The organism is Burkholderia sp. Tr-20390, from assembly GCF_017104595.1.
Taxonomy (GTDB): domain Bacteria; phylum Pseudomonadota; class Gammaproteobacteria; order Burkholderiales; family Burkholderiaceae; genus Burkholderia.
Genome location: NZ_JAAGPC010000041.1, coordinates 21874 through 48289, shown reverse-complemented (window position 1 = coordinate 48289; position 26416 = coordinate 21874). Strand labels below are relative to the sequence as shown.

At 68.2% G+C, this 26416-nt stretch carries 24 protein-coding genes and 1 pseudogene; 12 read left to right on the top strand and 13 right to left on the bottom strand.

The window, feature by feature from the left end:
• Nucleotide 1: 1 nt before the first annotated feature.
• Nucleotides 2–1049: pseudogene (locus G3N98_RS13985) on the bottom strand (sigma-54 dependent transcriptional regulator).
• Between the two features lie 385 nt (nucleotides 1050–1434).
• Here G3N98_RS13985 and G3N98_RS13980 point away from each other — a divergent pair.
• Together G3N98_RS13980 and G3N98_RS13975 are read left to right on the top strand one after the other, a co-directional pair.
• Nucleotides 1435–3426 carry an ATP-binding protein gene (locus tag G3N98_RS13980; protein WP_206148483.1) on the top strand — a complete coding sequence of 664 codons (1992 nt, stop codon included), beginning with the start codon at nucleotides 1435–1437 and terminating at the stop codon, nucleotides 3424–3426.
• Between the two features lie 106 nt (nucleotides 3427–3532).
• Nucleotides 3533–4144 carry a DUF4142 domain-containing protein gene (locus G3N98_RS13975; RefSeq protein WP_206148482.1) on the top strand — a complete coding sequence of 204 codons (612 nt, stop codon included), beginning with the start codon at nucleotides 3533–3535 and terminating at the stop codon, nucleotides 4142–4144.
• 13 nt (nucleotides 4145–4157) lie between these two features.
• On the opposite strand, the gene G3N98_RS13970 is transcribed toward G3N98_RS13975, so the two are convergent.
• From G3N98_RS13970 to G3N98_RS13960, 3 genes are all read right to left on the bottom strand, one after another.
• Nucleotides 4158–4673, bottom strand: coding sequence for a PRC-barrel domain-containing protein (locus G3N98_RS13970; RefSeq protein ID WP_175238684.1), 516 nt, complete (start codon nucleotides 4671–4673; stop codon nucleotides 4158–4160).
• A gap of 37 nt (nucleotides 4674–4710) precedes the next feature.
• Nucleotides 4711–5142: a CBS domain-containing protein gene (locus G3N98_RS13965; RefSeq protein WP_089442497.1), complete on the bottom strand. Its 432-nt coding sequence runs from the start codon at nucleotides 5140–5142 to the stop codon at nucleotides 4711–4713.
• A gap of 535 nt (nucleotides 5143–5677) precedes the next feature.
• Nucleotides 5678–5926 (bottom strand): hypothetical protein, encoded by a 249-nt coding sequence (locus G3N98_RS13960; RefSeq protein WP_206148481.1) that lies wholly within the window; start codon nucleotides 5924–5926, stop codon nucleotides 5678–5680.
• A 142-nt stretch (nucleotides 5927–6068) separates the two neighbouring features.
• Between G3N98_RS13960 and G3N98_RS13955 the strand changes: the two genes are divergently transcribed.
• The 5 genes from G3N98_RS13955 to G3N98_RS13935 all read left to right on the top strand — a co-directional run bounded on the left by G3N98_RS13955 (nucleotide 6069) and on the right by G3N98_RS13935 (nucleotide 12175).
• Nucleotides 6069–6368, top strand: a complete 300-nt coding sequence (locus G3N98_RS13955) for a hypothetical protein (RefSeq protein ID WP_089442745.1) — start codon at nucleotides 6069–6071, stop codon at nucleotides 6366–6368.
• A gap of 323 nt (nucleotides 6369–6691) precedes the next feature.
• A complete protein-coding gene (locus tag G3N98_RS13950; protein ID WP_089442496.1) occupies nucleotides 6692–7003 on the top strand; it encodes a hypothetical protein in 312 nt (103 codons plus the stop codon).
• 205 nt (nucleotides 7004–7208) lie between these two features.
• Entirely contained in the window at nucleotides 7209–8087 is an 879-nt protein-coding gene (locus G3N98_RS13945; RefSeq protein ID WP_206148480.1) for a MipA/OmpV family protein, read from the top strand.
• 96 nt (nucleotides 8088–8183) lie between these two features.
• Nucleotides 8184–9878, top strand: a complete 1695-nt coding sequence (locus G3N98_RS13940; RefSeq protein ID WP_206148479.1) for a VRR-NUC domain-containing protein — start codon at nucleotides 8184–8186, stop codon at nucleotides 9876–9878.
• On the top strand, nucleotides 9875–12175 hold the full coding sequence (locus G3N98_RS13935; protein ID WP_089474846.1) for an ATP-dependent DNA helicase: 2301 nt from the start codon (nucleotides 9875–9877) through the stop codon (nucleotides 12173–12175). The genes G3N98_RS13940 and G3N98_RS13935 overlap by 4 nt, the downstream gene beginning before the upstream one ends.
• 59 nt (nucleotides 12176–12234) lie before the next feature.
• Here the strand turns inward: G3N98_RS13935 and G3N98_RS13930 are convergent, their stop codons facing one another.
• Nucleotides 12235–13005: an IclR family transcriptional regulator C-terminal domain-containing protein gene (locus G3N98_RS13930; RefSeq protein WP_089427504.1), complete on the bottom strand. Its 771-nt coding sequence runs from the start codon at nucleotides 13003–13005 to the stop codon at nucleotides 12235–12237.
• A 165-nt stretch (nucleotides 13006–13170) separates the two neighbouring features.
• Between G3N98_RS13930 and G3N98_RS13925 the strand changes: the two genes are divergently transcribed.
• Both G3N98_RS13925 and G3N98_RS13920 read left to right on the top strand, forming a co-directional pair.
• Nucleotides 13171–13404, top strand: a complete 234-nt coding sequence (locus tag G3N98_RS13925; RefSeq protein ID WP_089474847.1) for an AbrB/MazE/SpoVT family DNA-binding domain-containing protein — start codon at nucleotides 13171–13173, stop codon at nucleotides 13402–13404.
• Nucleotides 13391–13804 carry a PIN domain-containing protein gene (locus G3N98_RS13920; RefSeq protein ID WP_089474848.1) on the top strand — a complete coding sequence of 138 codons (414 nt, stop codon included), beginning with the start codon at nucleotides 13391–13393 and terminating at the stop codon, nucleotides 13802–13804. The genes G3N98_RS13925 and G3N98_RS13920 overlap by 14 nt, the downstream gene beginning before the upstream one ends.
• A gap of 19 nt (nucleotides 13805–13823) precedes the next feature.
• Here G3N98_RS13920 and G3N98_RS13915 read toward each other — a convergent pair whose 3' ends face one another.
• The gene (locus G3N98_RS13915) at nucleotides 13824–14363 is read right to left on the bottom strand and encodes a hypothetical protein (protein WP_144030313.1); all 540 of its coding nucleotides are present in this window, start codon (nucleotides 14361–14363) and stop codon (nucleotides 13824–13826) included.
• Nucleotides 14364–14757: 394 nt separating this feature from the next.
• Between G3N98_RS13915 and G3N98_RS13910 the strand changes: the two genes are divergently transcribed.
• Nucleotides 14758–15246: a hypothetical protein gene (locus G3N98_RS13910; protein ID WP_241025909.1), complete on the top strand. Its 489-nt coding sequence runs from the start codon at nucleotides 14758–14760 to the stop codon at nucleotides 15244–15246.
• 88 nt (nucleotides 15247–15334) lie between these two features.
• On the opposite strand, the gene G3N98_RS13905 is transcribed toward G3N98_RS13910, so the two are convergent.
• A complete protein-coding gene (locus G3N98_RS13905) occupies nucleotides 15335–16636 on the bottom strand; it encodes a UDP-N-acetylglucosamine 1-carboxyvinyltransferase (protein ID WP_089432680.1) in 1302 nt (433 codons plus the stop codon).
• 216 nt (nucleotides 16637–16852) lie between these two features.
• On the bottom strand, nucleotides 16853–18160 hold the full coding sequence (gene shiA, locus G3N98_RS13900; RefSeq protein WP_089427502.1) for a shikimate transporter: 1308 nt from the start codon (nucleotides 18158–18160) through the stop codon (nucleotides 16853–16855).
• Between the two features lie 356 nt (nucleotides 18161–18516).
• On the opposite strand from shiA, the gene G3N98_RS13895 reads away from it, so the two are divergent.
• A complete protein-coding gene (locus tag G3N98_RS13895; protein WP_206148477.1) occupies nucleotides 18517–19644 on the top strand; it encodes a VOC family protein in 1128 nt (375 codons plus the stop codon).
• Nucleotides 19645–19704: 60 nt separating this feature from the next.
• Here the strand turns inward: G3N98_RS13895 and G3N98_RS13890 are convergent, their stop codons facing one another.
• Nucleotides 19705–20940: an NADH:flavin oxidoreductase gene (locus G3N98_RS13890; RefSeq protein WP_206148476.1), complete on the bottom strand. Its 1236-nt coding sequence runs from the start codon at nucleotides 20938–20940 to the stop codon at nucleotides 19705–19707.
• Between the two features lie 217 nt (nucleotides 20941–21157).
• Between G3N98_RS13890 and G3N98_RS13885 the strand changes: the two genes are divergently transcribed.
• Nucleotides 21158–22387, top strand: coding sequence for a DUF2252 family protein (locus G3N98_RS13885; RefSeq protein ID WP_206148475.1), 1230 nt, complete (start codon nucleotides 21158–21160; stop codon nucleotides 22385–22387).
• A gap of 26 nt (nucleotides 22388–22413) precedes the next feature.
• Here G3N98_RS13885 and G3N98_RS13880 read toward each other — a convergent pair whose 3' ends face one another.
• From G3N98_RS13880 to G3N98_RS13865, 4 genes are all read right to left on the bottom strand, one after another.
• Entirely contained in the window at nucleotides 22414–23748 is a 1335-nt protein-coding gene (locus tag G3N98_RS13880) for a type II toxin-antitoxin system HipA family toxin (protein WP_206148474.1), read from the bottom strand.
• A 2-nt stretch (nucleotides 23749–23750) separates the two neighbouring features.
• Nucleotides 23751–24179 carry a helix-turn-helix transcriptional regulator gene (locus G3N98_RS13875; protein ID WP_089474857.1) on the bottom strand — a complete coding sequence of 143 codons (429 nt, stop codon included), beginning with the start codon at nucleotides 24177–24179 and terminating at the stop codon, nucleotides 23751–23753.
• A gap of 152 nt (nucleotides 24180–24331) precedes the next feature.
• Nucleotides 24332–25456 (bottom strand): bifunctional 3,4-dihydroxy-2-butanone-4-phosphate synthase/GTP cyclohydrolase II, encoded by a 1125-nt coding sequence (gene ribBA / locus G3N98_RS13870; RefSeq protein WP_206148473.1) that lies wholly within the window; start codon nucleotides 25454–25456, stop codon nucleotides 24332–24334.
• Nucleotides 25453–26391 carry an alpha/beta hydrolase gene (locus G3N98_RS13865; RefSeq protein ID WP_206148472.1) on the bottom strand — a complete coding sequence of 313 codons (939 nt, stop codon included), beginning with the start codon at nucleotides 26389–26391 and terminating at the stop codon, nucleotides 25453–25455. The genes ribBA and G3N98_RS13865 overlap by 4 nt, the downstream gene beginning before the upstream one ends.
• Nucleotides 26392–26416 lie beyond the last annotated feature (25 nt).

The following is a 26416-nucleotide window of genomic DNA, read 5'->3' as shown; positions in this document are numbered from 1 at the left end:
CTCAGGAGTGGCCGTTGTCGCGCATCAGCGCGAGCCGGTTGTAGAGCGTTTTCAGGCTGATCCCGAGCGCTTTCGCGGCGCGCGGCTTGTTGCCGTCGAAGTGGCGCAACGTCGCCGCGATGAAGCGCTGCTGCGCATGGTGCAAGGTCGCGCCGAGCGGCAGCGCCATCGTGTTCTCCGACAGGCGCTCGGGCGGCATCGCCGGCTTCGGCAGCGTGACGTCGATGCCTTCGTCCGCCAGGATGTACGCGCGCTCGATCGTGTTGTGCAGCTCGCGGACGTTGCCGGGCCACGAATACGCGCGCAGCGCGGCGATCGCCGCGTCGGTCAGCCGCTTGTGCGCATGGTGCCGCGCGTTGAGCGCGTCGACGAATTCCAGTGCGATCGTCTCGATGTCGCTGTCGCGCTGGCGCAGCGGCGGCACGTACAGCGCAAACGCGGCGAGACGATAGAACAGGTCCTCGCGCAGCCGGCCGTCGCGCACGGCTTCGGCCGGGTTATGGCGCGTGGCCGACACGATACGCACGTCGAGCGCAATCGGCTCGGTGCCGCCCACCCGGACGATCACGTTCGATTCGATCGCCCGCAGCAACTTCACCTGCAATGACGCGGGCATTTCCGCGATCTCGTCGAGCAGCAGCGTGCCGCCGCGCGCGGCTTCGAAGAAACCTTCGCGCTGCGCGATTGCGCCCGTGAAACTGCCTTTCTCGTGCCCGAACAATTGCGATTCCGCGATATCGGGCGGAATCGCGCCGCAGTTCACGGGGACGAACGGGCCGTCGCGCCGGGCACTGAGATCGTGCAGCCGGCGCGCGACGATATCCTTGCCGACCCCGCTTTCGCCGGCAATCATCACGCTGGCGCGGGTCGGGGCGATCTTCTCGATGCGGCCGAGCAGCGTGCGCATCGCGGTGGACCGGCCGGACAACCGGCGGCCGTCCGCACGTTGCTTCGACCGGTTTGCGGTTTCTCCCATTGGCATGGATCGGCATGGGTGGGGCCGTTTTGAAAATCGGCACCACACGCTCCGTTGATTGCAATATTTTCATCGACAGCGAAACGGCCACGAAGGTGCCGCAAAATAGAAATTTCCAATGTGTGCGGCGGGGACAGAAGAAGCAGGCCATCGAGTCCTGACGCGCATCGCGGCACTGCTGTGCCATCCAGGGTCGTATCGGTGCTTTTTTACAGAATTTCGATGAAAAAGCTGGTCGTGACCATCGTGCATTGATGCGGCGCGCGACACCGGCCGGTGCTCAACCGGTTACGGCACACCCGACAGACAGGGAGTCAGGCAGGCAGCCATCCGCGATCCGCGTCAGGCATGCCGCTTGCGGATCCCGTCAGGCTCGCCCGGCACGCTCGACGGCAGGCCGGACGGTCGACCCGCGGCATGACGCCGTGCGACCGGAGCCGGCGCGAGGCAAGGATGCAATGAGGACCCTGACACGTGAGCTGTTACGGCAGGGTGCATGGATCGTGCTGGCCGTCGGGCTGGCGTCCGCGCTGCAGGCGTGGGCGGTTCGCGTCGTCGGCGAGCACGCGCCATTTGCGCCGCTGCCCTTTTATGCAGGCGTTGCGGCTGCCGCATGGCTGACGTCGTTCGGCGGTGGGCTGGTTGCGGCCGCGTTGAGCGTGGCCGTGATCGGCACGCTGTGGTGGCGTGATGCGCCGCTGGCCTCGCTGCTCACGCAGGCCGGCACATTCGTCGCGATCAGCTTCGTCGAGTGCGTGCTCGTGATGACCGTGAAGCCGCTGCTCGCGAACGATCGTCTGCGCGAACCCGATGACGACCGCGACGCCGATGCCCGCGCGCCGCATCGCGAACCGGCGCCGGCCGCACGCGCGCCAGTACCTGACGACCGCCTGCTGCGCCGTGTGGTCGACGCTTCGCCCGACGCGATCGTCGGGGTCGATGCCGCACGCCGGATCACGAGCTGGAATCCGGCCGCGCGACGGATCTTCGGCATCGATGCGGCGCAGGCCGCCGGGCGCGACGTCGCCGCGATGATCGCGCCGCGCTGGTTGCGGCGCCATCCGTTGCCCGCGTCGTTCGCGAACCTGCACGCGCCGGTCGGTCCGCTCGACGTGCTGTGCGTGCGACGCGACGGCGGCCGTTTTCGGGCGACCTTCGCCGCGTCGCCGATGGTCGATGCGCAGGGCAACTGCACGGGCCTGTCGATGACGCTGCGCGATGCGCACGAACGGCGCCGCGGCGAGCGGCGCAACCTGCGCTCGCTGCGCGGCGCGCGCGACGCACGCGCCCAGGCGGACACGTCGAACCGGCTGAAGGACGAACTGCTGGCCACGGTGTCGCACGAACTGCGCACGCCGCTGAACGTGATCTACGGCTGGGTCGAGGTGCTGCGCAACGTCGACGGCCAGGGGCTCGCGCAACAGGCCGTCGACGCGATCGATCGCAGCGCGCGGTCGCTGTCGCACATGGTGGCCGACCTGCTCGATGCGTCTTCGCTCGCGACCGGCCGGTTGCGCCTCGAGCGCGTGCCGGTCGATCTCGTGCGGATCGTGCGCGATGCCACGCGTGAACTCGACGCGACGGCCCAGGCGAGCGGGCTCGAGCTGTCGACCCACTACGCGATGCCGACCTGCGTGATTCCGGCGGACCGCGAGCGCGTGCGCCAGCTCCTGTCGAACCTGCTGTCGAATGCGATCAAGTTCACGCCGCCGGGCGGGCGCATCGTCGTGTCGCTGGCCCGGGCAGGCGAGCGCGTGCGGCTGTCGGTCGCCGATACGGGGCAGGGCATTGCGCCGGAATACCTGCCGCACCTGTTCGAGACGTTCAGCCGCCCCGAACGTGCATTCGCGTCGCCGGAGCGCGGCCTCGGGCTCGGCCTGTCGATCGTGCGCCACATCGCGCAACTGCACGGCGGCGATGTCGTGGCGACGAGCGCCGGCCCCGGGCGCGGGACGACCGTCACGGTCACGCTGCCGGCTGGCTGGGACATCGACGATCCGGCCGACAACCTCCTGCACGCGGCGGGCACGCCGGACCCGGTGACGCTCGACGGCCAGCGCGTGCTCGTCGTCGACGACGACGCGACATCGCGCGCGAGCCTTGCCGCGGCACTCGAAACGATGGGCGCGCAGGTGTCGACCGCGCAGTCGGGGCACGACGCGCTCGACGCGGTGGAACGGCAGGCGCCGAACGTCGTGCTGTCGGATCTCGCGATGCCGGACGGTGATGGCTTCTGGCTGCTCGACCGCATCCGTCATTTGCCGGGCAGCAGCGGGCATCTGCCCGTCGTCGCGGTCACGGCCCACGCCGGCAACGCCGACCGGCACCGCGTGATGGCGGCCGGGTTCGACGCGTACCTGCGCAAGCCGGTGGACATGCCGACGCTGGCGAGCGTGATCGCCGATGTCGCGCCGGACGCCGCGCACGATCGGAAAGGGCGCGGCCGGTAGCAGCCGGCGTGGCGGCTCGCCCCGTCATGACGAAGGGAGGCGGCGCGAGGGACGCAACGGCAACCCGCGCGGCCGGCCCGCCCCGTCGCGCCACACGGAGGTCCGGATGAAAACGAATCGAATCCATCGGCCGGCGGCGATCGTGCTGGCCGCGACCGTCGGCGCATCGATCGCCGTACTCGCCCATGCGCAGGCGTTACCCGCGTCGTCGGCCCAGGTCGCGCCGGGCGTCATCCGCCCCGGCACGACGTCCGACGAGGCCGGCATGACCCAGCGGCCGACCGGTATCGACGTCGAATTCATCGACAAGGCCGGCATGATCGGCAAGGTGGAGCGGCAGGCCAGCCAGCTCGCGCTCGACCGCTCGTCGAACCCCAACGTGAAGGCGTTCGCGCGCCGGATGGTCGACGATCACGGACGGCTCGCCGCCGAATTGCGGGAGCTTGGCGCGACCAAGGGCGTACCGGTCCAGTCGCGGATGCTCGTCGATCCGGCCGTGACCGCGTTGCAAACCAAGGAAGGTCATGCGTTCGACACCGCCTATGTCGCGCTGGCGGGCCCGGGCGCGCATGAAGAAGCGATCAGGCTCTACGAAACGGAGGCGCGGAACGGCCGCGATTCGCAGCTTCGTGCGTTCGCGGCCCACGCGTTGCCGACGCTGAAGGCGCACCTGGCCGCCGCCCGGCAACTCGCGCAGACGGTGGCGGCCGCACACTGAGCGCCGATCCGCGCTACCGCTTGCCGCCGTCAGGGCTTTCAGGCGCTTCGGGGCCGCCCGGCGACGCCTCGTACGGCGGCGAGTCGAGCGCCGTTTCGCCTTCCTCGATCAGCCAGTACGGCGAACTGCCGTAGTACGCATGCAGCGCCTCGGCCCACGCCGGATCGGCCATCGCGGGCCAGCGGCTCCTGTCGAAGCCGGGGGCTTCGCGCACGCGTTCGGTGGCGACGGGCAACACGAAGCAGCGGCGCTCGACGTCGAGCACGAGCACGTTCCACGGCACCGCGAGCAGCTTGTCGCCGCTCCCGGGCGGGTTGCCCGCCGACACGACCGCATACGCGATCCGGCCGGAGCGCACGTCGAGCATGATGTCGGCGACCTGGCCGATGTCGTCGCCGTCCATCGTCAGGACGCGATCGCCTTCGAGCGTGCGGGCGGCCATCACGTCGGGCCCTGGCCCGCCGCCGGCCGTGCGGCGGTTGCCGCCGACGATGCGCGTGTCGTCACGCGACGGTCTGTCCGTTGTCATCGAACACCTCCTGGTCGAAGCGGCACCCGGGCGCCGGTCAGCGCCGGCGCGGCAGTGACACGTCCTCGAGCGTATTGGCCAGCTCGTCGCGCTCGGGGCCGCCGGCGCGCGTCGCGATGTCGCCGAGCGACACGATGCCGACCAGCCGCCGGTTGCGGTCGAGCACCGGCATCCGATGCAACTGCACGTCGGCCATCCGCTGCTGGACGTCGCCGACACCGTCGTCCTCGACGCACCACTGCACGGGTTGGGACGCGACCGCCTGCACGGGCGTATCGGACGAATGGCCGTGCGACAGTCCGCGCACCGCGAGGTCGCGGTCGGTCACGATTGCGACGAGTTCGGCGCCGTCGCAAACGGGCAGCACGCCGATATCGAAGCGCCGCATCAGTTCGGCCGCGTGGCGAATCGTGTCGGTCGGCGCGACGCACACCACGTCGCGCGACATGATCTCGGTGACGCGATACATGAACGTCTCCTTCGTGAGCAAGACTATCGGGGGAGCAGATGGCGTGCCGCGCACGGGCCGCACACGCCGGGCCTAGGGCTGGTTCACGCTAATAACGGGCTTGCGAACGTGCCTTGCCGGCTGCAGTGCAAGAAGCAAGGAGCGCCGTTTGGCCACGCCGAACAAGCGACGCGCGACGCCGCAATGCGGCCGGCAAGGCACATTCCCCTGTTTGGGAAAAATCATTCGTGGGGCCAGCGCAAGCCCGTTATTAGCGTGAACAAGCCCTGGCCGGTGAGGCGACGGAGAAATTTGCCAGCCCGCTTGTACATCTTCCACGGCGACAGCCGCGAGCGGGCGGGGCAGGACCTCAGTGGCCGATGCCCGTCATCGCGACGATCGCGAGCACCACCGCGCTTTCGATCGCCGCCAGCGCGGCAACGCCGGCGGCGCCGCTGATTTCATGCCATCTGCGTTCAAGGCGTTTCATCAGATCAACTCCAGATTGCTCCGGCACGCCGCTGCGCCGCCGCGCAGCGCGGGCCGGTTGCCGCCGTCAGCCGTGATCGCGGGGCGGTGAAGGGACGTCCGGCGAGCGGCGTTCGTGCTCGCCGGACGGCTTGGCAGGGTCGATACGGGTCGCGCCGCCCACGGCGGGCGGGTCGCTGGCCGGAAACGTCTCCTCGAGGCCCTCGTCGATGCGTTCCTCCGTCTTGTCTTTGGACGGCGGGCGCGACGTGGCGAGCCAGAGCAGTCCGGCAGCCGGTGACACGGCGTCGTGGCGGCCGGGGGCGTGAACGGTCATGGTCGAACCTCCTTGGTCATGGATACAGGCGCAAGCGCCATGCCCGCGCGGGCCGACGGCACGACGCTTGCGCGTGGGCGACACCGCACGGGGGCGCGGCGCAACCACGCTGCGCCGTCGGCGTGGACAAGAGGACATCGTGATGAATGCAGCCAGGGAAAGGATACGTTACGACGCGAACGTATGCGGCGGCGATTTCGCCCACGTGCGCGAGCGTTTCGACACGTGGAAGCGTGAGTCGCTGGTCTATCGGCCCGAGCGGCGGATGTTCGACGGCAAGGACGAGGTACGCGAACTGAACGACACCGTCTACGACGGCCCCGAGCGCGCGCAGCGGGCGCTCGTCGCCGAATGCAGGCCGTCCGACCGGTTCGCGCTCGCGGCACGGCTGACCGCGGAAGGCCGTACGATGTGGCTGGTGATGGCGGCCTACGACGACTGAGCGCACGACGGCGTCCGGCCGGAGCGGGCAACCGGGCGCGCAGGAGCGGGCACGCCGCTTGCGCACGGTGCCGGCGCCATCGAGATGCGCGCGCCGTCGCGCAGGAGAGACATGAACACGCCATCCAAGCTGCATCGCCCCGAGCCGACGACGCCCGATGTCGACCCGGACCCGCCGCCGCCCGGGCACGACGATCCTGTCGATCCGCCCGTGCCGGACGGGCTGCCGCAAGGCGACCCGCCGTCGCAGCCGCCACCGATGCGGATGCCGGGAGGCGGTGCATCACAACCGTCCGCGCGAACACTGAAAAAAGGAGGACCCTCATGGACATTCACGTGCAATCGCCGGACAAGCGCGCGATCGCTCAGGTGCTGGGCCGCTATTTCGAATCGCGCTCGTTGCACTATCACATCGAGGAATTGCCGGGCGGCGTGCTGCAGATCGGCTTTCGCGCCAGCGGCCGCCCGGCCGCCGTCACCGTGTCGTTCGACGATGCCGCGTACGACACCTATACGCACTGGGATGCAAGCCAGAAGCAGCTCGCGCTCGGTCGGCTCGCCGACGGCTTCTCGCGGATGATGTCGACGCGCAGCCCGGCCGCGCTGGCCGGCGACTATCACGTCGAGCGATTCTGATTCCATCCCGCTTCACCGGACTGTCCCGCGTACGGCAAAGTGCCCGCACGCAGCGGGCGCTTTGCGTCCGTGCGTGTGTCGCGTAGGATGTCCGTTAATTCAGCGCATGCTACGTTCGCGCCGCAGGCTGCCAGCCGCTGCAGCCGAAGAGGCGCAATGCGCTCCTTTACTTCGGGTTCGTTTCGCGCAACCGACGGGGACCTTGATGACTGTTGCTCGCTCTTTGCTGTCACCCGGCGCACGCCGGTTCGTTTCCGCGGTGTCGGCCAGCGCGGCGCTTGCCGCTGTTGGCGCCCGCGACGCGTCGGCCCAGACGCCTTCACCGCTCGGCGAGTGGCAATACTCGGCGGGCGTGCCGCTCCAAAAACTGTTCGAGCCGAACGTCTCCACCTGGGATATCAGCATGGGCGCCGCGATGACGCTGCAGCCACGCTATGCGGGCTCCGATCGCTATCGCGTGATGGGCGGCCCGACGGTCGATATCCGCTATCGCGACCTGTTCTTCCTGTCGACCGGCGAAGGGCTCGGCGCGAACGTGCTGCGCGGGCCGAACTGGCGCGTGAGCCTGTCCGTCGGTTACGACCTCGGGCGCCGCTCGGCCGACGACATCCAGCACCTGAACGGCCTCGACAACATCAACGCGGCGCCGGTGATGAAACTGGCGGCCGATTACGTGATCTCGAAGGAATTTCCGCTCGTGCTGCGCGCGGATGTCCGGCGCAGCATCGGCGGCTCGAATGGTTGGGTCGGCGACTTCTCCGCGTACATGCCGATGCCCGGCAGCAACGAGCATTTCTTCTGGTTCGCGGGGCCGACCGTGTCGTTCGCCGATTCGCGCTACATGAACAGCTGGTTCGGCGTGAGCCAGGGCGCCGCCGCGCGCTCGGGGCTGCCGGCCTATTCGTCAGGGGCCGGGCTCAAGTCGGTCGGCGCGGGCGTGACGATGGCCTGGTTCGTGAACAAGCACTGGTTCATCACGATCGACGGCGCGCTCGAGCAGCTCGTCGGTCGCGCCGCGCACAGCCCGATCACGCAGCAGAAGACCAACGGCGTGTTCGACATGTCGGTGAATTACCAGTTCTGAGTGGGGCCGGGGAACCGATCGCCGACGAGGCGCGCGGCAGTTGCCGTCACATTTGATATGATTCCGACCTGTACAAATGTACAGTGATGGATCCCCGTGACGCCTGCATCGCCGACGCCCCCGGCGTTTTACTACCTGACCAATTTCGAACGCGCGCTGGCCTGGCTCGGCGCGCGTTACGACGACCTGTTCGACGCACACGAGCACGCGTTCGTCCGGCAGTTCGCCACGCTGCCGCAGGCGTCGCGCGCGCTGCTCGTGCGGATGCTGATGCGCAACGGGTCCGACTTCCGCGCCAGCAAGCTCGTCTACGACGAAATCGGCTGCACGCTCGACGCGGTCGCGCCGCTCGTCGCACTCGGCTGGGTCGATCCGGCGCCTGCGCTGACGCTCGACGAACTGTTCGCGCTGTCGACCAAGGCCGATCTGCTGCGCATCTTCCCGGCACTCGCCGCGCATGCCGGCGAGCGCAAGCCCGAATGGCTCGAACGGCTGCGGCCCGCGCACGACGTCGCGCAACCGCTCGACGCGTGGTGCGCGCAGGCCGGCGACCGCGTGCTGCGCGTGACGGTCGGCGCGCTGTGCGACCGGCTGCGCCTGATGTTCTTCGGCAATCTCCATCAGGACTGGAGCGAGTTCGTGCTCGCCGATCTCGGCGTGTTCCAGTACGAAAGCGTGCCGATCGCGCCGTCGTCGCGTGCGTTCCAGCAGCGCGGCGACGTCGACGCGTACCTTGCGCTGCAGATGTGTCGCGACGCGCTCGACGCGTGGCCCGACGATCTGCCGTTCGACGACCTGATGCGCGCCATCGACGCGGTCGGCTGCACCCAGCCGTGGCTCGCGACGCGTCGCGCGAAGCTGCTGTTCGCGCTCGGGCAGACGTGTGAGCGCCGGGCCGACTGGGACGGCGCGCTCGACGCGTATGCACGCAGCGCATGGCCCGGCAGCCGCCATCGGCGCATCCGCGTGCTCGAACGCTGCGGGCGTGACGACGAGGCGCTCGCGCTGGCGCTCGATGCGCGCGGCGGCTTCGAGAGCGACGAGGAGCGCCAGCGTGTCGAGCGCATGCTGCCGCGCCTGCAGCGCCGGCTCGGCCAGCGCGTCGAACGTGCTGCCGCGGCGGCGGACGTGCCGCGCGAGACACTCGTAATTGCTCGCCCGGATGCATTCGTCAGTGTCGAATTCGCGGTGCGCGACCATCTTGCGCAACCGGCTTCGCCGGTCCATTACGTCGAAAACACGCTGATCAATTCGCTGTTCGGGCTGCTGTGCTGGGAGCCCGTGTTCGCCGCGGTGCCCGGTGCGTTCTTCCACCCGTTCCAGCGCGGCCCGGCCGATCTGCACGCACCTGATTTCGCCTCGCGCCGGACGGACGCGTTCGCTGCGTGCTTCGCGCAACTCGATTCGGGTGCGTATCGCGACACGATCCGCCGGCATTTCGCGACGAAGGCGGGGCTGCAATCGCCGTTCGTGTTCTGGGGCGTGCTGACGGACGCGTTGCTCGACGAGGCGCTCGCGTGCCTGCCGCCCGAGCACCTGCGTCTGTGGTTCACGCGCCTGCTCGCGGATATCCGCAGCAACCGCTCGGGGTTGCCCGATCTCGTCCGCTTCTGGCCCGGCGAGCGCCGCTACGAGCTGATCGAGGTGAAAGGCCCCGGCGACCGCCTGCAGGACAACCAGACGCGCTGGCTCGCATACTGCGTCGCGCACGGCATGCCGGCGCGCGTGATCGATGTCGAGTGGGCCGGTGAGGGCGTCGCGCACGCCGAAGCGGCGGGACTGTCCGCATGAGCTACGTCGTCGCGGTGCGGGCGATGTGCGAGTTCACCGCGCGACGCGGCGACCTCGACCTGCGCTTCACGCCCGCACCGACCGCGCTCGAAGGCATCGCCGGTCACGGCGCGGTCACGTCGAATCGCGGCGCACGCTACGAAACCGAGATCGCGCTGACCGGCACCTGGGGCACGCTCACCGTGCGCGGCCGCGCGGACGGCTACGACCCGGTGGCGAACCGTCTCGAGGAGATCAAGACCTATCGCGGCAGCCTCGATGCGATGCCCGACAACCACCGCGCGCTGCACTGGGCGCAGGCGAAGGTCTACGCGCACCTGATGTGCGACGCGCGCAGCCTTCCGGAAATCGACGTCGCGCTCGTCTATTTCGACATCGTGTCGGAGCGCGAGACGGTGCTGACGCAAACGCTGGGCGCGGCCGAGCTTGCGACGTTCTTCGCCGAGCAGTGCGCGTGCTTCGTCGGCTGGGCCGAGCGCGAGACGGCCCATCGGGCGGCGCGCGATGCGGCGCTGCGCGCGCTGGCGTTTCCGCACGGCCGGTTCCGCAGCGGCCAGCGCGAGCTGGCGGTGGCCGTCTATCGCGCCGCACGCGACGAGCGGTGCCTGATGGCGCAGGCGCCGACCGGCATCGGCAAGACGCTCGGCACCGTGTTTCCGCTGCTGAAGGCCTGCGGCGAGGGCGAGCTCGATCACGTGTACTTTCTGACCGCGAAGACACCCGGCCGCGCGCTCGCGCTCGAGGCGGCGACGACGCTCGGCGCCGGCACGCCGGCGCTGCCGCTGCGCGTGCTGGAACTCGTCGCGCGCGACAAGGCGTGCGAGCACCCGGACAGCGCATGCCACGGCGAATCGTGTCCGCTCGCGAAAGGCTTCTACGACCGGCTGCCGGCCGCGCGCGATGCGGCGATCGAGGCCGGGCTGCTCGACCGCGACACGGTGCGCGCGGCCGCGCTCGCGCACGACGTCTGCCCGTACTACCTGTCGCAGGAGCTCGCGCGCTGGTCCGACATGGTGATCGGCGACTACAACTACTACTACGACGGCAGCGCGATGCTGCACACGCTCGCGCAGCAGAACCAGTGGCGCGTCGGCGTGCTCGTCGACGAAGCGCACAACCTGCTCGATCGCGCGAGGAAGATGTACAGCGCATCGCTTGACCCGTTCGCGTTCGCGGCGGCGCGCGAGATTGCGCCCGCGGCACTGCGCAAGGCGTTCGACCGGCTCGCCCGCGCCTGGGGCTCGGTCAGCCGCGCGCAGATCGAGCGCTATGCCGCGTATCCGGAGATTCCGGGCCCGATCGTGTCGGCCGTGCAGAACCTCGTTGCGGCAATCGGTGAACACCTGGCCGACGCGCCGCGCGCGAACGGCGATGCACTGCTGCGGTTTCATTTCGAGGCGATCCAGTTCGGCGTGCTGGCCGAAGCGTTCGACAGCGCGTCGATCTTCGACGCGACGCTGCACGGCGAACCGATACCGCGCCAGCCGGCGCTCGACGGCGTGGCGTCGGCCGGCCGCCGGCGCCGCGTCCAGTCGACGCTGTGCGTGCGCAACGTGATTCCGGCCGGCTTTCTCGCGCCGCGCTACGAAGCCGCGTGCGCGACCGTGCTGTTCTCGGGCACGCTGAGCCCGTTTCATTTCTATCGCGACACGCTCGGATTGCCCGGCGAGACGGGCTGGCTCGACGTCGACGGGCCGTTCCGCGCCGAGCAACTGACGGTGCGCGTCGCGAGCCACGTGTCGACGCGCTGGCGCGACCGCGACCGTTCGCTCGAACCGATCGCCGACCTGATCGCCGCGCAATACGCGACACGGCCCGGCAACTATCTCGGCTTCCTGAGCAGCTTCGACTATCTGGGCCGCGTGGTCGCGCTGATGCAGACGCGGCATCCGGACGTGCCCGTCTGGGCGCAGGCGCCCGGCATGGCGGAAAGCGAGCGCGACGCCTTTCTCGCGCGCTTCGACGCGGGCGGGCGCGGCGTCGGCTTCGCGGTGCTGGGCGGTGCGTTCTCGGAAGGCGTGGACCTGGTCGGCGAGCGGCTGATCGGCGCGTTCATCGCGACGCTCGGGTTGCCGCAGGTCAACGACGTCAACGAGCAGATGCGGCGTGCGATGGACGCGCGCTTCGGCAACGGCTACGACTACATGTACCTGTACCCGGGCTTGCAGAAAGTCGTGCAGGCGGCAGGGCGCGTGATCCGCACCGAGCACGACGAAGGTGTCGTGCACCTGATCGACGACCGTTACCGGCGGCGCGAAGTGCGCGATCTGCTGCCGCGGTGGTGGCGGATCGGGTGACGGTAACGGTGACGTTGCGCGGCCCGTTCAGGCGCGCGGCTTCCCGTCTCCGCGTATCGCTACAGCACGTTGAGCATCGCGAGCGCGGCTTCCTGCAGATGCGGCAGGACGCGCCGCACGGCCGCGTCGGTCGTCTCCGCGCCGATCGGCATGTTCGTGCTCAGCGCGGCGACCACTTCACCATGACGGTTCTTCAGCGGCACCGCGATCCCGCGCACGCCCACCTGCAATTGCTGTTCGATCGCCGCGAAACCGGCGTCGCGTGCCTGGTCGACCTGTTCGAGCAGGCGCGCCTTGTTGGTGATCGTGTGCGGCGTGAACGGCGGCAGTTCGGTGTCGTCGAGCCACGCGCGCACGGCTTCGCGATCCGGATGATGGGCGAGCAGCACGACGCCGGGCGACGTCAGCGGCGCCGGCACGCGCGCGCCGAGCACGAAGCCGGTCGTCATCACCCGCGACACGCCGTTGCGCGCGATGAACACGAGTTCCCAGTCGTCGAGCACGCTCACGTACGCCGACTCGTTCAGCGATGCGCTCAATTGCTGCAGATAGGGCTGGACCGTGCGCGGCAGGCGGGCCGAATCGAAGTACGACCAGCCGACCCGCAGCACGCGCGGCGTGAGACCGTACAGCTTGCCGTCGGTGTACACGTAGCCGAGTGATTCGAGCGTCAGCAGGTAGCGCCGCGCGGCCGTGCGCGTGAGGCCGGTGCGCGCGGCGGCCTGGGTGGGCGTCATGCGCGCATGCTGGCTGTCGAACGCCTCGAGGATCGCCAGGCCTTTTTCGAGGCCGGCAATCCAGTCGCGTCGGTCGAGTTCGGGCTTTTTCATCGTCGTGATCAGGCGTCGGAATGCGCGGTCATCGCGCGTGAATGGGCGATTATCGCGCACTTTTTCAGGTGAAAGGCGTGCGGGGGACGGGATCCCCCATTTGGTCAGCTTTGCAGACGGGGAGGCGGGATATACAATTGAAGATGTATATCCAAGGAGGTCCATATGCAGGTTGCAAAGTGGGGCAATAGTCTGGCCGTCCGCCTTCCGGCCAGTGTGGTCGAAGCCCTGGAGCTTCGCGAAGGTGACGACATCGAAATCGTGGTCGATAGCCCTCGCGTTTTCGCCGTGAGTCGCAAGCCGCGACCCGAAGAGCTTCTGCAGCGGTTGCGGCGTTTCCGTGGCAAGTTGCCCGCCGATTTCAAGTTCAGCCGGGATGAGGCGAATGAGCGGGACTGATGCGACGCACTCGTTCGTCGACAGCAACGTCGTGCTTTACCTGTTGTCCGAGGACGATACCAAGGCGAACCTGGCAGAGTCACTCCTGCTTCGGCGGCCGACCATCAGTGTCCAGGTACTGAACGAGGTAGCCAGTGTCTGCAGTCGCAAATTGCGGATGCCGTGGATCGATGTGGGGCAGTTTCTGGAGCCGATCAGGAGTTTGTGCCGTGTCGTGCCGATCTCGGTCGACACGCATGACCTGGGACGAAAGCTGGCGGAGCGGCACGGCTTGTCCTTTTACGACGCATGTATCGTTGCAAGCGCTTCGATCGAGGGCTGTGAATACCTCTATACCGAGGACATGCATGACGGCTTGCGTGTGGAGGGTGGGCCGGTGCTGAAAAATCCGTTCGCGTGAGTACCGACGGTTTCGGCGGCTAGTGCCGACAGACTGCCTGGATCCGCCGATTGTGATTCGCGGTCAGGCGGGGCGCCGGTATCCTAATGTCGGTCGCATGGGGAAGGAGGGGAATCTGGATGGGGCGCATCCCCTCCGGTGCAGCCTTGCTCGCCGCTCGTCCCACCGACGTTCGCGCCGACCAAGTGCGGCTGGTGCCTGTAACACAGCGCGGCGACTTGCCATGTCCGTCGTCAATTACCCATAACTCGGTAAATGCGTTTCGCTCGAAAACTTGGCCGTTTTTCCGCATCGCGCAAATCCCGGATATCGTCGCCCATTCACCGTACTCGATAATGCACCGCGACTCGTCCACGTACGTCATGCCCGACATGCGCGAAACATACTCGGCTGAGAAGGTCCGCAGGCGGGCCAGCTGTTGTTGTTTCGTCTTTGTCAGTCCGCCGTGCTTGACGAAGAAATGAGCGCTTTCCACGTAGGCCAATTGCTCGACGTCGCCGGTGAGGTAAGCGTCTATCCACACTTCGCGCATCGATAGCAGGTCGAATTTCGGTTTCATGCGATTTGAGGGAAGCAGGTGGTCCGATTGATTCCCGCTTTGAATCCGGGGGCGTTGCCGTCTCGATCATTTCGAAGCCGGGTGTTGAAAATCGCGGAATCGGAAACGGGACGTTAGAATCCCCGGCCCGGAGAATTCGGGCAATTGGACGCGTACGAATCTGATACGAGCCGATCCCCACTCCGATGGTTTCCGCGTTGCCCGCCCCGTGCGTCTGTCAGTGCAGGCGAACATGACATCGGGCCAAACGCGGCATCGACTTGAACTGGACATGAAAATCCGACAATCCCTGTTTATCGCGTACGCCGCGTTCGTGCCGTTACTTGCCGCTGCCAATTCCTCGGCTGACACGTCATTGCCGCGTCCGACCGCCGACATCCGCGCGTGGCCGCGCATGACGTCACCGAAATTCGGCTGTTACGTCGAAACGTCCTTCGGCTACCGTGACAAGCGCTTCAATTGCGCGCTGAAGCAGTACCGGAACACCGGCGACGCGTGCAAGAACACGAAGGCCTACTACGAGGGCCCGGCGTTCCCCGACCGGCTCGCGGCCGGCGTGCATCCGCTCGCGACGAAGGTCGATCTCGACTGGGAGCAAGGCAGGCTGCAGATGGTCACCGTCACGCTGAAGGGGACGTGGAACGAAGCGGACGTGCGCAAGGCGTTCGGGCTGCCGCGCGCGGAAGGGAGCAAGCTGACCGAAGCGGAGTTGCGCTCGGAGCCGGGCAACCTGATGGACACGAGTGTCCAGTATCCGTCGTCTCCGCTCGATGAAAGCCTGGCGAAACGCCCGAGCAACCCCGCGCGCGGCACGACGGCCGTGATGCTTTACGGGTTCGACCACATGGGCGGCGGCGATGTCGATTGCGGAGGAGGCGAGTAACGCAGGAAAGGCGCGGCCGGCGCAGGCGCCGGCCGGGTGGGGAGGATGGTACGGCTGTTCGCAGCGCTTGCGCCGTACCGTCAGGGCTTTACTCGCTGCTCGTCCACTCGACGTTCGCGCCGACCGAGCGCAGGTTCTCGACGAAGTGCGGGTGTGCGCGGCGGATCGGCAGCGCGTTCATGATTTCCGAGCGGCCTTCGATGCTCGCGGCCACCATCAGCAGCGCGATCGCGACACGGATGATGTACGGGCTCTCGACGCGCGCCGGCGTCAGTTGCAGCCCGCCGAACGTGATCAGCCGGTGCGGATCGGACAGCAGCACGTGCGCGCCGAACTTCGACAGTTCGCCGGACCAGCCGAGCGCACCGTCGTACACCTTGTTCCAGAACATCGCGCTGCCTTCCGCACGCACGCCGAGCGCGATGAAGATCGGCAGCAGGTCGACCGGCAGGTACGGCCACGGCGCGGCTTCGACCTTGGTGAGGATGTTCTGCGTGAACGGCCGGCGCACGCGCAGCGGGCCGTCGCGCTCCGCGCGCGACCAGCCGTCGCGGTGCGTGACGTTGACGCCGAACTTCGCGAACGTGCGGTCGATCAGCGGGAAATGTTCGGGCGACGAGTTGCGCACCGTGATGTCGCCGCCGGTGATCGCGCCGAGCGCGAGGAACGTCGCGATCTCGTGGAAATCCTCGGCGAAGCGGAACTCGCCGCCGCCGAGCTTGCGGCCGCCCGTCACGCACAGCCGCGACGTGCCGATGCCCTCGATCGCGACGCCGATCATCGCGAGGAACTGGCAGAACTCCTGCACGTGCGGCTCGGACGCGGCGTTCATCAGCGTCGACGTACCGTTGGCGGCCGTCGCGCACAGCGCGAAGTTCTCGGTGGTCGTGACCGACGCGTAGTCGAGCCAGTGGTCGTTGGCCGTCAACGGGCCGTCGGTGCGGACGATCAGCGAATCAGGCGTGCGCTCGATGTGCGCGCCGAAGCGCTCGAACACCTCGACGTGCGGATCGATCTCGCGCACGCCGAGCGTGCAGCCCTTCACGTCGTTCTCGAGGCGCGCGACGCCGAAGCGCGCGAGCAGCGGCGGGATCAGCATGATCGACGAGCGCATCGCTTCCGGCAGCCGGTGGACGGCCGGATCGAATTTCGTGTTGCGATGGTGGAGTTCGAGCAGGCCCGTCGTGAAGTCGACCGACACATCGCTGCCGAGCGTGCGGAAGATGTCGAGGATCTTGCGCACGTCGGTGATGTCCGGCACGCCGATGAGGCGCAGCGGCTGATCGGTCAACAGGGTGGCGCACAGAATCGGCAGGACGGCGTTCTTGTTCGCGGACGGCTTGATGTCCCCGCGCAGCGGAGTGCCGCCGTGGACGATGAGATTCGACATGATATGGGGGCGTATCGGTGACTGACGTAGGCCCATATGATGCCATTGGTCGGCGGGCGGCGTGGCATGTTCAGCGGGGAAAAGGGCGAATCGACGCGTGTAACTGACAGTGTTTGACGTCGTGCGCTCGAACACGAGGCAGTGGCGCCGTTGCAGGTCATCGTCGAGCCAAGCCGGATGGCCGGCCGCGCATCGGGCCGTCCATCCGGCAGGGTGTTACTGCGCCGCCCGCATCCGCGCGGCGACCACCAGCGAGATCAGGCAGCCCACCGCGAGATAACCGGCGACGAGGTGCCACGAGCCGCCGGCCATGCTGACGAGGCCGACCGCGATGAACGGCGTGAACCCGCCGCCGACCACGCTCGCGAACTGGTAGCCGACGCCCGCCCCGCTATAGCGGTATTCGGCGCCGAACAGCTCGGTGAACAGCGGCTGCTGGACGCTCACGACCATGTCGTGCGCGGCATTCGCGAGCAGGATCGAGAAGATCACGATCCACGCGATCGACCGCGCTTCCAGCGCGACGAAGAACGGCACCGCGGACGCCAGGCCGATCAGCGCGCCGATCAGGTAGATGCGGCGCAGGCCGTAGCGGTCGGCCAGCCACGCGAAGCACGGGATCGTCACGCAACTCACCGCGCCCACCAGCAGGCCGATGTTCAGGAACAGGTCGCGCGACATGCCGAGGTTCGTCGTCGAATAGCTGAGCGCGAACGCGGTGACGATATACATCGTGAACAGTTCGGCCAGGCGCAGCGCGATGATCAGCAGGAATGCCTTCGGATGGCGCGTGAGCGCTTCCAGCACCGGCAGGCGCAGCTTGCGGTTACCGTGTTCGACCTTCTCGACGAATTCCTGCGATTCGTCCATGTTCTTGCGCACCCACAGCCCGATCAGCACGAGCACGATGCTGAACACGAACGGCAGGCGCCAGCCCCACGACTTGAACGCGGCCTCGCCGAGCGTGTGGCTCAGGATCGACACGATGCCCGTGGCCAGCACGAGGCCGACGCCGTAGCCAACCTGCACGCCGCTGCTGTAGAACGCCTTCTTCTGCTTCGGCGCGCTTTCGACGGCCATCAGCGCCGCGCCGCCCCATTCGCCGCCGACCGCGAAACCCTGGATCGCGCGCATCAGCACCAGCAGCACGGGCGCCCACCAGCCGATCGTCGAGAACGCCGGCAGCAGGCCGATCGCGACCGTCGACAGCCCCATCAGCATCACCGTCAGCACCAGCATCCGCTTGCGGCCGAGCCGGTCGCCGTAGTGGCCGAACACGACGCCGCCGAGCGGCCGGAACAGGAAGCCGACGCCGAAGGTCGCGAACGCCGCGAGCGTGCCCATCGTCGGGCTGACTTTCGGGAAGAACTCGGAATTGAATACCAGCGCGGCGACGATCCCGTACAGCAGGAAGTCGTACCAGTCGACGACGGCGCCGACGAAGCTGCCGATCGCGGCCTTGCGGGCCTGGCTGCGCGCGCGGGCGCCGGCTGCGGCGTCGAGGGTGTCGAAGGTTGGGGTCATGGCGATGTCTCCTGGCACGGCGCATCGTGGAATCGCGGCGGCGCCGCGTCCGATGCTGCATTGAAGTCGATGAGTGAACGGAGAATAGGGCGCGCGCCGCATGGCGGCAATTGGCCAATCGGACAGAGTGCGCGATTATCGTTCAAATCCGTGCGATTATCGAACGCTTTCCGGGTTTGCACTAGGCGGCGTGACGATATCCCGTTTGGCCAGGGTGTGCCGCCGTGAACGAACTGGTTAAAATTGGCAGCATTGAAAACTCGCCCGTTCGGAGCGGACGCGCGGTCGCCACCCTGGCCGCGCCTTCCGCACGCAACGAGCGCCATCCCCATCGACGCATGCCCCCGGAGACTGGAATGCCCGGCACTTCCCACCCCCTGTCCAGCGATACGCCGCCCGTTGCCGATCCGGTTGCCAATCCGCTCGGGATGGCCGGCCTCGAGTTCGTCGAATTCGCGGCGCCCGTGCCGGAAGCGCTCGCGCAGCGCTTCGAGCAGCTCGGCTTCAAGGCGATCGCGCGGCACGTCAGCAAGAACGTCACGCTGTACCGGCAAGGGCAGATGCACTTCCTGATCAACGCCGAGCCCGATTCGTTCGCCGCGCGCTACGCGGAGGAATACGGGATGGGCGTCTGCGCGATCGGGCTGCGCGTGGCCAGCGCCCGGCGCGCGTTCGAGCGGGCGATCGAGCTTGGCGCGTGGGCGTTCGAGGGTGAGAAGGTCGGCGTCGGTGAGCTGAAGATTCCGGCGATCCAGGGCATCGGCGATTCCCACCTCTATTTCGTCGACCGCTGGCGCGGGCGTGACGGCCAGCGCGGCGGCGTCGGCGATATTTCCATCTTCGACATCGATTTCCGGCCGATCGACATCGCGACCGCACATACCGATCTCGACTGCGTGGGCGTCGGGCTGCAGCAGGTCGATCATTTCACGCAGACCGTCGGCGCAGGGCGCATGCAGGAGTGGCTGGATTTCTACCACGACCTGCTGCATTTTCGTGAGATCCACGAAATCGACGCGCACTGGCATGTGTCGGAGGAATCGCGCGTGATGGTGTCGCCATGCGGCGCGGTGCGGATTCCGGTCTATGAGGAAGGCACGCGGCGCACCGAGCTGATGCATGCGTACCTGCCCGACCACCCCGGTGAGGGCGTGCAGCACGTCGCGCTGGCCACCGACGACATCCTGTCCTGCGTCGATGCGCTGCGGGCGAACGGCGTCGAATTCGTCGAGCCGCCGGCTCGCTATTACGACGACGTCGATGCACGGCTGCCGGGGCACGGCGTCGACCTCGACGCGCTGCGCCGCCGCGCGGTGCTGGTCGACGGCGAGATCGGCAGCGACGGCGTGCCGCGCCTGTTCTTCCAGACCTTCGTCAAGCGCCGGCCCGGCGAGATCTTCTTCGAAATCGTGCAGCGCAAGGGGCACCACGGGTTCGGCGAAGGGAACCTCGCGGCGCTCGCCCGCGCACGCGACGCCGGCTGAGCGGCCGCGGCGCCCGCATCAGGCATCGCGTGTCGGGCATCACGCGCTCCACGTCAAACCTCAGATGCCGGCGGCCGGCACGCGGTTCGGCGCGGGGTCGTTCGGCTCGCGCAGCACGCACGCGGTGCCGCCCGGCGTGTACATCGACACGACACAGCGGTTGCACGACGTGCAACCCGACTGCGCGAGCCGGCCGTCGCGCAGCCCGTTGACGAAATCCGGCTCGAACACGAGCGCGCGTGCGAGTGCCACCGCGTCGAACCCTTCGCGCATCGCCCGCTCGACGTTCTCGCGCGAACGCACGCCGCCGAGGTAAGCAAGCGGCATCCTGACGGCCGCGCGCACCTTCCTCGAGTGTTCGAGGAAATACATTTCCCGAAACGCGCCCATCTTCGGCTCGGTGAGCTTCTGCAGCGCCATTGCCGCGCGCACGATCGCGTTGTCGGCATTCGCGCGCGCATCGCCGGGCAACGGGCTGCCGAACAGCTGCCACACCGATTCGACGTTCATCCCGCCGCTGAGCACGAGCAGGTGCGCGCCTTCGGCTTCGAGCCGCCGCGCGACTTCGCAAGCGTCGTCGGCGGTTCCGCCGCCGCGCACGCCTTCGGTCACGCCGATCTTGCAGACGACGGCGAGGTCGCGGCCCACCGCATCGAGCACGCGGCGCAGCACCTCGACCGGGAACGCGGCACGCCGCACCGCGTCGCCGCCATACGCATCGCGGCGGCGGTTGTACAGCGGCGACAGGAACTGGCTGAGCAGATAGCCGTGCCCCATGTGGATCTCGACTGCGTCGAAGCCGGCGTCGCGCGCACGGCGTGCGGCCTGCGCGAACTCGTCGGCGATGGTCGACATCTGGTCGTGCGTCATCGCCTGCTTCAGGAAGCGGCCGCTCATCACGCCGACCTTGTTGAAGCCGCCCGACGCGCTCAATGGCCGCTTGGTCGACAGCGACGGCAGGAACGTGAAGCAGCCGCCGTGCGTGATCTGCGCGGATGCGGCGGCGCCGTGGCGATGGACGGCGTCGGTCAGCGCGCGGAACTGGCGGACCGTCGGCGCGTCGAGCCGCGCCTGGTCGACGAACGTGCGGCCGTCGTCGCTGATCGCGCAGTACGCGACGGTCGTCAGCGCGGCGCCGCCTTCGGCGATGCGTTCGTGAAAACGGACGAGCGCGCGCGACGGCACGCCGTTCGGCGTCATGCCCTCGTTGGTGGCGGACTTGATCAGGCGGTTGCGCAACGTCAGCGGGCCGATCTGCAGCGGGCTGAACGCGGGGGACGGTTCGGTGAGTTCCATGTCGGGGAGACGTCGGGAATGGGTTCGACGGTCATTGTGCGCAACCCGCACCGGCGCGCATCGTCCAGGTGGATGGCCCCGATCCGGCCGAATGAAGCATGAGACGGCAGGCCGGGGGGCGGACATTGGCGACGCTGCCGGTTTGCAGAAAGGCATCGATCAATGGCATCGTGACGAAGCCGCATGCCGCACACGACAGGAACATCCGGAGAACCGAATGAGCAACCAGTCACAGCCGAAGCCGAAACAAAAGCAGAAGCGCATGCCGAAACCCGCCGGGCGCCAGGCGATCCTGACCGAACAGCGCCGCCGGAAGATGGCGCGCTCACCTCACGCGTACGTGCGCGGCAATACGGCGCGTTTCTACGAATGGCTCGTCGAAACCAACGGCAGCGCACTGCCGCACGGGCCGTCGATCTGGATCTGTGGCGACTGCCATACCGGCAATCTCGGCCCGGTCGCGAACAGCGAAGGGAAGGTCGACGTGCAGATCCGGGATCTCGACCAGACGGTCGTCGGCAATCCCGTTCACGACCTGATCCGCCTCGGGCTGTCGCTGGCGACGGCCGCGCGCGGGTCCGCACTGGCGGGCCTGACGATCGTGCACATGATGGAGGCGATGACGGCGGGTTATGCGTCGGCATTCGGCAGCCGCCACGCGAAGCTGCCCGAACGCCCCGAACCCGTGCACCTCGTGATGAAGCAGGCCATGCGCCGCTCGTGGCGGCAACTCGCGGTCGAACGGATCGAAGGGCTCGCGCCGACGATTCCGCTTGGCCGTCGCTTCTGGCCGCTGAGTGCGAAGGAATCCCGTGCGATCGGCACGCTGTTCAGCGACGAGGCGATCGCGACACTCGCGACGAGCCTCAAGGGTCGCAAGGACGGAGGCAAGGTCGACGTGCTCGACGCGGCGTACTGGGTGAAGGGCTGCAGTTCGCTTGGACGGCTACGCTACGTGGTGCTGCTCGACATCGACGGCGACGTGAGCGACGGCGACGACCTGTGTCTGATGGACATCAAGGAGGGCGTGACGGCCGCTGCACCGCGCGACGAAACGGCCACGATGCCGCGCGACAACGCCGAGCGCGTCGTGGAAGGCGCACGGCATCTGTCGCCGGCCCTCGGCGAGCGGATGCGGGCCGCGCGCCTGCTCGATCGCGCGGTCGTGATCCGCGAACTGCTGCCGCAGGACCTGAAGCTCGACATCGATCTGCTCGCCGAGGACGATGCGCGTGACGTCGCGCGCTATCTCGGTGCGGTGGTCGGCGCGGCCCACGCGCGCCAGATGGACAAGCCGACACGCATGGCGTGGCGCACCGAACTCGGCCGCACCCGCGCGAAGACGATCGATGCACCGATGTGGCTGTGGAACAGCATCGTCCAGCTCGTGAGCAGCCATGAAGCGGGGTATCTGGAGCATTGCCGGCGCTTCGCCGCCGGAGCGTAGCGTGTCGCCGCGCGCGACGGCCGAGGCTACCCGGGCGCGCCCAGCTTGCGGGCCTGCCGTCGCATGCCCTCGAAGATTGCATCCGCCACGTCCGCCGGAAACTCCGCCGAGATCTGCGCTGCGGCCTCGGCGATCGCGGGTTCCGTGCGCGCGACGACGGCTGCCATCGCGGCGTGCACGTCATCTTCGGTCAGGCCGACACGCCGGCCCTGCGCGATCCAGTGGCGCGGCTGGATCTCGCCGATCACGTAGTGCAGGTTATTCCCGCACACGGCCATCGCGAGCCGCGCGCGGCGCGGCGGAAGCTGGTTGCGGCGCGTGCCGATGATCGGATGCGCGGACAGCACGTCGTACAGCGGCGTGCTGCGGTAGGTGTTGCCGGGCAAATGCGCGATGCTGAAGTTCTTCGCGTGGCCGTCGATCGCCGCCAGCACCCAGAACACGAGCTGCGTGACGAAAAAATTCATCCGGTCGCGCGCAGCGTCGGCCGAATTCGCGAGGATGCCCATGATCGTCTCGATGCCGGGGCCGCCGTCGGATTCGTATTTCGCGCCTGCGGGCGTGCCGGTCGCCTGGCACATGTCCTCCTGCGGCAATCGCAGGATCCACGTGCGGTCGCGCGATGGACGCCGGTCGAAGCGCTCGACGATCAGCGCTTTCTGGTCATCGAACCGGCCGATCTCGCACGGTGCGACCGGCAGGCCGTACGCGGCGACGAGCGTCGAGCACAGCCATTCGTTTTCGACGGACGTCCGCATGTCGGCCTGCATGTTCCCGACACGTCCGAGCGGCAGCTTGAAAATGTGCGTCGTCGGCGTGCTGCCCAATGGTCGCAGCCAGCGGTTTCCGTGACGCAGCAACGCGGTCTTTTCCTGCGCGCCGGCAATCGACAGGCTCAGGTCGCCTTCCAGCTCCGCGCGGCCGGGCAGCGGCGTGGCGGTCGCGTGGCGCAGCACGTCGGCGACGGCCGCGTCGTCAAGCGTCATGCCGTCGATCGCCTCGAGATCGACAGGCGTCTCACCGGCCGGCAGCATCTGAATCGCGCCGACGCAATCGCGGCCGATCGACGCGAGCAGTTCGAACGGCGCCGTCGAGCGGAGCCCGTAACGCTGCGCGATGCGACGGCGGATCGGCTCGCTGTCCGGCAGCAGGTTGTCGAAGTAATCGGCGACGATCGTGCCCTGGTGCGGCTGGTTGCCGGGCGTGAAGGGCAACGACAGCGACAGCGGCCGCCCCTGTGGATCGTCGAGCCATTCAGGCAGGTAGACAAGGCGCTCGACGCCGCGCCGGACTTCCCAGTAGCCGACCGGAATGCCATTCATCCACAGGTCGAGCCGGTCGTGGCGGACACGCGTGGCCATCGTCACCAGTCCTCCCGCTTCGCAACCCTGGGCTTGCCGGGTGCTGCGTCAGTGGGCCGCTTGCGCTTGGCGCCGGTTGCGGGTTTGGCTGGATTTTTGGCGGGCGTGGTGGCGCGGGACGTTTCCTGCTTGCGTTTGCTCGAAGCCGGTTTCCGAACCGCCGGTGTGGCATCGGGCACAGGCACGGGATCGGCCGATGCCGCCGACACGTCCTGCTTGCCCAGTGCGAGTGTCATGTGAACGCCGAGCGCGTTCAGCACTTTGAAGAGCCGCTCGATGCTGACCGCCGACGGGTTGGCCTCGAGCTGCGCGTAGGATTGTTGCGTGACGCCCAGACGGGCGGCCAATTGCGCCTGCGTGAGGCCAGCGGCTTTCCGGAAGCCGACGAGTATCGGCCGCAGTTGGGTCAGGGTCTGGACAGGAAAGGACATCGGGCGCTCCGCAGGATGACAGGCGATCGTTTGTAATCGAAAAATACAGCCTATAGCATGTATTATCAAAATACAAACCAAAGACTGTATCCGCCAAAAACAAGCGATAGCCTGTCAGGCGTAAAGCCGACCCGCCATCCCGCGTCAATGTCTCACGCCACCCGCAGCGAATTCGCCTGCACGCTCCGCGCGCTTTCCGGATCGTCGTCGCCGAGCGGAATGAACGCCATGATCTCGAGGTCGTGACCCGACAGCGCCGGCAGCCGGAACGGGCTCGACAGCACGTTCAGCCGCCGCACGCCGAGCTCGCGCAGGATCTGCGAGCCGATCCCCGTCACGCGTCCGTCGCGGCGCGCATGGCCGGTCGGCATTCGCATCGCGTCGCCGCGCATGTCGCAGTCGAGCAGCACCGCGACCCCGCAGCCGGCCGCGTCGATTCGTTGCAGCGCGGCGTGCAGCGGCCACGAATGCGCGGACGGCTCCGCATCGAGCAGGTCGAGCAGCGAATGGCATTCGTGCACGCGCGTCAGCACCGGCGTCGACGGATCGGGCTCGCCGCGCACGAGCGCGAGATGCGGCGCGCCGTGCACCGTATCGCGATACTCGATCGCGCGGAATCGTCCCCAGGGCGTATGCAGCGGCCGCTCGCCGACGCGTTCGACGAGCGACTCGTGTTCGCGTCGGTAATGGATCAGGTCGGCGATCGTGCCGATCTTCAGCCCATGCTGCGCGGCAAACGCCTTCAGCTCGGGCAGCCGCGCCATCGTGCCGTCGTCGTTCATCACCTCGCAGATCACCGACGCGGGCGTGAGCCCCGCGAGCGCCGCAAGATCGCAGCCGGCCTCGGTGTGCCCCGCACGCACGAGCACGCCGCCGGGGCGCGCGGCGATCGGGAACACGTGGCCGGGCTGCACGAGGTCGTCCGGGCGGGCGCCGGCCCGCACCGCGGCACGGATCGTGTGTGCGCGATCGGCCGCCGAAATGCCGGTCGTCACGCCTTCGGCCGCCTCGATGCTGACGGTGAACGCGGTGCCGAACGGCGTGCCGTTGTGATCGGCCATCGGCGGCAGCTTCAACTGCTCGCAGCGCTCGGCGGTGAGCGTGAGGCAGATCAGCCCGCGCCCGAAGCGCGCCATGAAATTGATCGCGTCGGGCGTCACGTGATCGGCCGCGATCACGAGATCGCCTTCGTTCTCGCGATCCTCTTCGTCGACGAGCAGGACCATGCGGCCCGCCCGCAGTTCGTCGACGATCTCCAGCGTGCCGGCGAGCGTCATCGTGCCTCCGTCAAATCGAACGCGCGGCGCAGCGCGTCGGCGCCGAAGGTCAGCACGCGGTCGGCTGCATCGATCGCGCCGAGCATGCTCGCGAAACCATGAAGCTGGCCCGGCCAGCGCACGAGCGTCACCGGCGTGCCGGCCTGCGCGAGGCGCAGCGCATAGGCTTCGGCCTCGTCGCGCAGCGGATCGAATTCGGCGCTGACGATCGTCGCCGGCGCCACGCCCGCGACGTCCGGCGCGGCGAGCGGGCTCGCGAGCGGCGACGCGCGATCGGCGCCGTCGTCGAAATAGTGCTGCTTGAACCAGCGCATCGCGTCCGCCGTCAGGAAATAGCCGTTGCCGAGCGTTTCGTACGACGGATGCTCGGTCGCGCAATCGACGACCGGATACAGCAGCAACTGGTGCGCGATCGCGACGCCCGAGCCGCGCAACTGTAGCGCGGCGACGGCCGCGAGATTGCCGCCGGCGCTGTCGCCGGCCAAGGCGATCGCCCCGGCGCGCGCGCCGAGATCGCGCGCGCTGGCAGCAGCCCAGCGCACCGCGTCGCATGCGTCGTGCGCGGCCGCCGGGAAGCGTGCCTCGGGCGCAAGCCGGTAGTCGACCGACAGCACGAGCGTGCGCGCCCGGGTGGCGAGGCTGCGGCACAGGTTCGCATGCGTGTCGATCCCGCACGACACGAAGCCGCCGCCGTGGAAGAACACGGTCAGCGGCAACGGCCCGTCGGCGGCGGGCCGATACAGCCGTGCGGACAACTGACGGTCCGACAGCGGAATCCGCCAGTCCTCCTCGGCGGCGACGGCATCGCCCGGGGCGAACGCGCCGCCGGCGGCAAGGCTCGCGCGATATGCGGGAACGGTCAGCTGCGCGAAATCGATCGCGGGTGCCTGGGCAAACGCGGCGAGCAGCGCCTGCGCCTGTGGGTCGAGCGGCATGGGGACTCCTGTCTGAATCGGATGC